The sequence below is a fragment of the Klebsiella sp. MS 92-3 genome, from assembly GCF_000195655.1.
GTDB lineage: Bacteria > Pseudomonadota > Gammaproteobacteria > Enterobacterales > Enterobacteriaceae > Klebsiella > Klebsiella pneumoniae.
On sequence record NZ_GL882788.1, the window covers coordinates 1 to 8,200 of the forward strand.

6 protein-coding genes and 2 pseudogenes are annotated in these 8,200 nt (G+C 52.6%); 5 read left to right on the top strand and 3 right to left on the bottom strand.

Annotated elements, in window-relative coordinates:
* Positions 1-105 (top strand): annotated as a pseudogene (locus tag HMPREF9538_RS32565) (IS66 family insertion sequence element accessory protein TnpB); the annotation flags it as partial.
* A gap of 49 nt (positions 106-154) precedes the next feature.
* Positions 155-413 (top strand): annotated as a pseudogene (locus HMPREF9538_RS29725) (IS66 family transposase); the annotation flags it as partial.
* 22 nt (positions 414-435) lie between these two features.
* Here HMPREF9538_RS29725 and HMPREF9538_RS29730 read toward each other — a convergent pair.
* The 3 genes from HMPREF9538_RS29730 to HMPREF9538_RS33195 form a co-directional block, all read right to left on the bottom strand.
* A complete protein-coding gene (locus HMPREF9538_RS29730; RefSeq protein WP_165765869.1) occupies positions 436-723 on the bottom strand; it encodes an EAL domain-containing protein in 288 nt (95 codons plus the stop codon).
* Positions 724-1,056: 333 nt separating this feature from the next.
* On the bottom strand, positions 1,057-2,067 hold the full coding sequence (locus tag HMPREF9538_RS17530) for a zinc-binding alcohol dehydrogenase family protein (RefSeq protein WP_004152284.1): 1,011 nt from the start codon (positions 2,065-2,067) through the stop codon (positions 1,057-1,059).
* Between the two features lie 22 nt (positions 2,068-2,089).
* Positions 2,090-2,305: a hypothetical protein gene (locus HMPREF9538_RS33195; protein ID WP_004152285.1), complete on the bottom strand. Its 216-nt coding sequence runs from the start codon at positions 2,303-2,305 to the stop codon at positions 2,090-2,092.
* Positions 2,306-2,527: 222 nt separating this feature from the next.
* Between HMPREF9538_RS33195 and lacI the strand changes: the two genes are divergently transcribed.
* The 3 genes from lacI to lacY all read left to right on the top strand — a co-directional run bounded on the left by lacI (position 2,528) and on the right by lacY (position 8,111).
* Positions 2,528-3,610: a DNA-binding transcriptional repressor LacI gene (gene lacI, locus HMPREF9538_RS17520; RefSeq protein ID WP_004152286.1), complete on the top strand. Its 1,083-nt coding sequence runs from the start codon at positions 2,528-2,530 to the stop codon at positions 3,608-3,610.
* A gap of 121 nt (positions 3,611-3,731) precedes the next feature.
* Entirely contained in the window at positions 3,732-6,806 is a 3,075-nt protein-coding gene (lacZ, locus tag HMPREF9538_RS17515; RefSeq protein ID WP_004152287.1) for a beta-galactosidase, read from the top strand.
* Positions 6,807-6,857: 51 nt separating this feature from the next.
* Entirely contained in the window at positions 6,858-8,111 is a 1,254-nt protein-coding gene (lacY, locus tag HMPREF9538_RS17510; RefSeq protein WP_003846917.1) for a lactose permease, read from the top strand.
* Positions 8,112-8,200: the final 89 nt, after the last annotated feature.

The window sequence follows — 8,200 nt, forward strand, 5'->3', positions numbered from 1 at the left end:
CGCGATGGCAAAGTGTTCCTGACCCCGGCGCAGCTGGCAATGCTTCTGGAAGGCATCGACTGGCGGCAGCCTAAAAGACTGCTTACGTCCCTGACCATGTTGTAGGCCTCTTTATCCTGGTTGTCGTTGAATAAGCCTGGTAAAATGCGGGCTTATGAACAACACCTCCCCCTGACGACATCCTTCTGCTGAAACAGCGCCTTTCCGAACAGGAAGCGCTGAACCGCGCCCTGCTGGAAAAGCAGGCCGACCGGGAGCGCGAAATAGACCATCTGCAGGCGCAGCTGGATAAGCTTCGCCGGATGAACTTCGGCAGTCGTTCTGAATAAATCTCCCGCCGCATCGCGCAGATAGAAGCCGACCTGAACCGGCTTCAGACAGAAAGCGATACGCTGACGGGTCGGGTTGCCGATACGGGCCGGGCCCCGTATCGTTTTAACCCTGAATATTCATCGCAGATATTGTTTCGGGTTTTCCGGTATACCAGCCCTGAACTAGGTAACCGGGGCCAAGAGAACGGACGAATTCAAACTGTCCTGGCGTTTCCACCCCTTCAAACACCAGTGGTTTGCCAGTACCACGTAACCCTTTCACCACAGAAACAAGTAGCGCTCGCTTCACCGGGTCATCAATATTGGCAATAAAAATACGGTCTATTTTTATCTCATCGAAATCCAGTACCGTCAGCCATTCAATATGGGGGCCGCTTGGAAAACGGAAAATATCCTACGTTAAGCCTGTTTTTTGAGCTGGCATGACGGGCAGCTATGAGCGAAGTATAGTCATTCGCCCTATCTCTTTTGTCGCACTTTCAACAAGGGGGTCGCTTGGAAAGCGGAACGAGGTCAGTCTCCGCCCGGACTGCTCAGCTCTTTAAACAGCAAAAGAGAGGCATCTTATGAGAAGGGATTATTCAGTATGTCAGGGCAGACTGCTTTTTCATCCGCAGGTACTGAGGGTAAATGCTCAATTCCGGTACGATTCTTACTCTATAGCCAGACAGAATTCAGCATTGTGCTGAACCCGAATCTTTTTTTACTCTGACAGGCCTGTTCATCAGAACCCTGAAAAAACAATTTTCCCGTTCACATTTTTATTTTCCATGTCCTCATGAGCCCGGCGAAGTGCTTTAGCATTCAGCCTGCCATACTCTGCCAGCAACGGAGGTTTGAGCTTACCGGAATCCAGCATGCATGAGAGTTTGTTAAGAATATCATGCTGTTTAGACATGTCCGCAGTAGCATGCATGGGGCGGGTAAACATTGCCTCCCAGTGAACAGAAACGCTCTTAAATTTGATCAAACGCAGATCCAGTGGTTCAGGGTCGTCGATGAGTCCGATACGGCCTTGTGGGGCAATAATTTCGGCCATATTTTCCCAGGCAGATGGCGTGGTGTACGTTGAGAAAATCCGGGTAATGGGAGGGAGTCCAGCAAGGCTGGCAACCTGTGGCGCAAGCGCACATGAATGATCCAGGACATAATGCGCACCAAACCCGCGAACCGCTCTGACACTCTCCTGCCGGGAGGCAGTCCCGATGATGTTCACCCGACTCAGAGTGCGGGCAAGCTGTATAGCCATACAAGGGACTCCGCCCGCACCGCCAAGCATCAACAGGGTCTGATCAGCATCTCCGTTCACTGACAACTGCAGACGATCAAATAACATTTCCCAGGCTGTCAGACCGGTCAGAGGAACCGACGCTGCAGCTTCAAAACTTAGTGCTGCCGGCTTTATCCCCGTAATGCGTTCGTCAACCAGCTGAAACTCTGCGTTGGCTCCCTGGCGATCGAGCACACCGGCATAGAAAACGTGGTCACCTGGCCTGAACAGCGTCACATCTGGTCCGGTTGCTTCAACAACACCGGAAGCGTCGTATCCCATAACTACCGGATTGCCTGCAGAGGGACTGATGTTTCGCCGGCTTTTCAGGTCCCGTGGGTTAACCGCGACCGCCCTGACTCTGATCAAAAGATCACGCCCCTTGGGCATGGATGGGTGGGGAAGCGACAAATCTTCAATAACGGATGTACTTTCCCCGGGTTGCCAGAAACCAACGGCTTTCATTCTGTCTCCTTAAAAAGGTCAGTCACCAGATAAATAAATGTAAAAGTGTGCGGAACGCGATACCCGCCAGTGCCCCCGGCAGTGCAAATCGAAAAATACGCAGAAAGCGGGCGCTGATGCCCATGAATATACCAATGCCCGGCAAATCAAAACTGTTGATGAGAAATCCGGCTGAGCGGTTAATTTCGTTAACGGTCAGGTTACCGCTATGGATAAGGTCAGTCGGTAATGCTGTCAACCTGTTGATGACTATTTTAATCTGTAGTCATTCAATCCTTGTAACATCAGGATGATCCTGGTGTCAGTGAAAATACGAAATCAACACGTTGGTATCATTACCCACCTGTGAACTGACGTCGGCATTTTGAATCTCACTTCGGCGTGCCCCCTCCGAATGGCGCAAAACATTTCGTGGTATGGCATGATAGCACCCGAAGAGAGTCAATTCAGGGTGGTAAATGTGAAACCAGTAACGCTATACGATGTCGCAGAGTATGCCGGTGTCTCTTATCAGACCGTTTCCCGCGTGGTGAACCAGGCCAGCCACGTCTCTGCGAAAACGCGGGAAAAGGTGGAAGCGGCGATGGCGCAGCTGAACTACATTCCCAACCGCGTGGCACAACAACTGGCGGGCAAACAGTCGTTGCTGATTGGCGTTGCTACCTCCAGTCTGGCCCTGCACGCGCCGTCGCAAATTGTCGCGGCGATTAAATCTCGCGCCGATCAACTGGGTGCCAGCGTGGTGGTGTCGATGGTAGAACGAAGCAGCGTCGAAGCCTGTAAAGCGGCGGTACATAACCTTCTCGCGCAACGCGTCAGTGGTCTGATCATTAACTATCCGCTGGATGACGAGGATGCCATTGCTGTGGAAGCTGCCTGCGCTAATGTTCCGGCCCTATTTCTTGATGTCTCTGACCAGACTCCCATCAACAGTATTATTTTTTCCCATGAAGACGGTACGCGACTGGGCGTGGAGCATCTGATCGCATTGGGTCACCAGCAAATCGCGTTGTTAGCCGGTCCATTAAGTTCTGTCTCGGCGCGTCTGCGTCTGGCGGACTGGCATAAATATCTCACACGCAATCAAATTCATCCGATAGCGGAACGGGAAGGCGACTGGAGTGCCATGTCCGGTTTTCAACAAACTATGCAAATGCTGAATGAGGGCATCGTTCCCACTGCGATGCTGGTTGCCAACGATCAGATGGCGCTGGGCGCAATGCGCGCTATTACCGAGTCCGGGCTGCGCGTTGGTGCGGATATCTCGGTAGTGGGATACGACGATACCGAAGACAGCTCGTGTTATATCCCGCCGTTAACCACCATCAAACAGGATTTTCGCCTGCTGGGGAAAACTAGCGTGGACCGCTTGCTGAAACTCTCTCAGGGCCAGGCGGTGAAGAGCAATCAGCTGTTGCCCGTCTCACTGGTGAAAAGAAAAACCACCCTACCGCCCAATACGCAAACCACCTCTCCCCGCACGTTGGCAGATTCCTTAATGCAGCTGGCACGACAAGTTTCCCGACTTGAAAGCGGGCAGTGAGCGCAACGCAATTAATGTGAGTCAGCTCACTCATTAGGCACCCCAGGCTTTACACTCTATGTGTCCGGCTCGTATGTTATGCGAAAATGTGAGCGGATAACAATTCACACAGGATACAACTATGACAATGATTACGGATTCACTGGCCGTCGTATTACAACGTCGTGACTGGGAAAACCCTGGCGTTACCCAACTTAATCGCCTTGCGGCACATCCCCCTTTCGCCAGCTGGCGTAATAGCGAAGAGGCTCGCACCGATCGCCCTTCCCAAGAGTCGCGCAGCCTGAATGGTGAATGGCGCTTTGCCTGGTTTCCGGCACCAGAAGCGGTACCAGAAAGCTGGCTGGAGCGCGATCTTCCTGACGCCGATACTGTCATCGTCCCCTCAAACTGGCAGATGCACGGTTACGATGCGCCTATCTACACCAACGTGACCTATCCCATTGCGGTCAATCCGCCGTATGTTCCCACGGAGAATCCGACGGGTTGTTACTCGCTCACATTTAATATTGATGAAAGCTGGCTACAGGAAGGCCAGACGCGAATTATTTTTGATGGTGTTAACTCGGCGTTTCATTTGTGGTGCAACGGGCGCTGGGTCGGTTACGGACAGGACAGTCGTTTGCCGTCTGAATTTGACCTGAGCGCATTTTTACACGCCGGAGAAAACCGCCTCGCGGTGATGGTGCTGCGCTGGAGTGACGGCAGTTATCTGGAAGATCAGGATATGTGGCGGATGAGCGGCATTTTCCGTGACGTCTCGTTGCTGCATAAACCGAGCACGCAAATCAGCGATTTCCATGTAGCCACTCACTTTAATGATGATTTCAGCCGCGCTGTACTGGAGGCAGACGTTCAGATGTACGGCGAGCTGCGCGATGAGCTGCGGGTGACGGTTTCTTTGTGGCAGGGTGAAACGCAGGTCGCCAGCGGCACCGCGCCTTTCGGCGGTGAAATTATCGATGAGCGTGGTGGTTATGCCGATCACGTCACCCTACGTCTGAACGTCGAAAACCCGAAACTGTGGAGCGCCGAAATCCCGAATCTCTATCGTGCGGTGGTTGAACTGCACACCGCCGACGGCACGCTGATTGAAGCAGAAGCCTGCGATGTCGGTTTCCGCGAGGTGCGGATTGAAAATGGTCTGCTGCTGCTGAACGGCAAGCCGTTGCTGATTCGCGGCGTTAACCGTCACGAGCATCATCCTCTGCATGGTCAGGTCATGGATGAGCAGACGATGGTGCAGGATATCCTGCTGATGAAGCAGAACAACTTTAACGCCGTGCGCTGTTCGCATTATCCGAACCATCCGCTGTGGTACACGCTGTGCGACCACTACGGCCTGTATGTGGTGGATGAAGCCAACATTGAAACCCACGGCATGGTGCCAATGAATCGTCTGACCGATGATCCGCGCTGGCTACCCGCGATGAGCGAACGCGTAACGCGAATGGTGCAGCGCGATCGTAATCACCCGAGTGTGATCATCTGGTCGCTGGGGAATGAATCAGGCCACGGCGCTAATCACGACGCACTCTATCGCTGGATCAAATCTGTCGATCCTTCCCGCCCGGTACAGTATGAAGGCGGCGGAGCCGACACCTTCGCAACCGATATTATTTGCCCGATGTACGCGCGCGTGGATGAAGACCAGCCCTTCCCGGCTGTGCCGAAATGGTCCATCAAAAAATGGCTTTCGTTGCCTGGAGAGACGCGCCCGCTGATCCTTTGCGAATACGCCCACGCGATGGGTAACAGTCTTGGCGGCTTCGCTAAATACTGGCAGGCGTTTCGTCAGTACCCCCGTTTACAGGGCGGCTTCGTCTGGGACTGGGTGGATCAGTCGCTGATTAAATATGATGAAAATGGCAATCCGTGGTCGGCTTACGGCGGTGATTTTGGCGATACGCCGAATGATCGCCAGTTCTGCATGAACGGTCTGGTCTTTGCCGACCGCACGCCGCATCCGGCGCTGACGGAAGCAAAACACCAGCAGCAGTTTTTCCAGTTCAGTTTATCCGGGCGAACCATCGAAGTGACCAGCGAATACCTGTTCCGTCATAGCGATAACGAGCTCCTGCACTGGATGGTGGCGCTGGATGGCAAGCCGCTGGCAAGCGGTGAAGTGCCTCTGGATGTCGCTCCACAAGGTAAACAGTTGATTGAACTGCCTGGACTACCGCAGCCGAAGAGCGCCGGACAACTCTGGCTAACGGTTCACGTAGTGCAACCGAACGCGACCACATGGTCAGCAGCCGGACACATCAGCGCCTGGCAGCAGTGGCGTCTGGCGGAAAACCTCAGCGTGACACTCCCCTCCGCGCCCCACGCCATCCCGCAACTGACCACCAGCGAAACGGATTTTTGCATCGAGCTGGATAATAAGCGTTGGCAATTTAACCGCCAGTCAGGCTTTCTTTCACAGATGTGGATTGGCGATAAAAAACAACTGCTGACGCCGCTGCGCGATCAGTTCACCCGCGCACCGCTGGATAACGACATTGGCGTAAGTGAAGCGACCCGCATTGACCCTAACGCCTGGGTCGAACGCTGGAAGGCGGCGGGCCATTACCAGGCCGAAGCAGCGTTGTTGCAGTGCACGGCAGATACGCTTGCCGACGCGGTGCTGATTACCACGGTCCACGCGTGGCAGCATCAGGGGAAAACCTTATTTATCAGCCGGAAAACCTACCGGATTGATGGAAGTGGTCAAATGGCGATTACCGTTGATGTTGAAGTGGCGAGCAATACGCCACATCCGGCGCGGATTGGCCTGACCTGCCAGCTGGCGCAGGTAGCAGAGCGGGTAAACTGGCTCGGATTAGGGCCGCAAGAAAACTATCCCGACCGCCTTACTGCGGCCTGTTTTGACCGCTGGGATCTGCCATTGTCAGACATGTATACCCCGTACGTCTTCCCGAGCGAAAACGGTCTGCGCTGCGGGACGCGCGAATTGAATTATGGCCCACACCAGTGGCGCGGCGACTTCCAGTTCAACATCAGCCGCTACAGTCAACAGCAACTGATGGAAACCAGCCATCGCCATCTGCTGCACGCGGAAGAAGGCACATGGCTGAATATCGACGGTTTCCATATGGGGATTGGTGGCGACGACTCCTGGAGCCCGTCAGTGTCGGCGGAATTCCAGCTTAGCGCCGGTAGCTACCATTACCAGTTGCTCTGGTGTCAAAAATAATAATAACCGGGCAGGCCATGTCTGCCCGTATTTCGCGTAAGGAAATCCATTATGTACTATTTAAAAAACACAAACTTTTGGATGTTCGGTTTATTCTTTTTCTTTTACTTTTTTATCATGGGAGCCTACTTCCCGTTTTTCCCGATTTGGCTACATGACATCAACCATATCAGCAAAAGTGATACGGGTATTATTTTTGCCGCTATTTCTCTGTTCTCGCTATTATTCCAACCGCTGTTTGGTCTGCTTTCTGACAAACTCGGGCTGCGCAAATACCTGCTGTGGATTATTACCGGCATGTTAGTGATGTTTGCGCCGTTCTTTATTTTTATCTTCGGGCCACTGTTACAATACAACATTTTAGTAGGATCGATTGTTGGTGGTATTTATCTAGGCTTTTGTTTTAACGCCGGTGCGCCAGCAGTAGAGGCATTTATCGAGAAAGTCAGCCGTCGCAGTAATTTCGAATATGGTCGCGCGCGGATGTTTGGCTGTGTTGGCTGGGCGCTGTGTGCCTCGATTGTCGGCATCATGTTCACCATCAATAATCAGTTTGTTTTCTGGCTGGGTTCTGGCTGTGCATTCATCCTCGCCGTTTTACTCTTTTTCGCCAAAACGGATGCGCCCTCTTCTGCCACGGTTGCCAATGCGGTAGGTGCCAACCATTCGGCATTTAGCCTTAAGCTGGCGCTGGAACTGTTCAGACAGCCAAAACTGTGGTTTTTGTCACTGTATGTTATTGGCGTTTCCTGCACCTACGATGTTTTTGACCAACAGTTTGCTAATTTCTTTACTTCGTTCTTTGCTACCGGTGAACAGGGTACGCGGGTATTTGGCTACGTAACGACAATGGGCGAATTACTTAACGCCTCGATTATGTTTTTTGCGCCACTGATCATTAATCGCATCGGTGGGAAAAACGCCCTGCTGCTGGCTGGCACTATTATGTCAGTACGTATTATTGGCTCATCGTTCGCTACCTCAGCACTGGAAGTGGTTATTCTGAAAACGCTGCATATGTTTGAAGTACCGTTCCTGCTGGTGGGCTGCTTTAAATATATTACCAGCCAGTTTGAAGTGCGTTTTTCAGCGACGATTTATCTGGTCTGTTTCTGCTTCTTTAAGCAACTGGCGATGATTTTTATGTCTATTCTGGCGGGCAATATGTATGAAAGCATCGGTTTCCAGGGCGCTTACCTGGTGCTGGGTCTGGTGGCGCTGGGCTTCACCTTAATTTCCGTGTTCACGCTTAGCGGCCCCGGCCCACTTTCTCTGCTGCGTCGCCAGGTGAATGAAGTCGCTTAAGAAATTAATGTCGGATACGGCGCGAGCGCCTTATCCGACCAACTTATCAGGACGGAATGGGCTTTGTTGAATAAATCGAACTTTTGCTG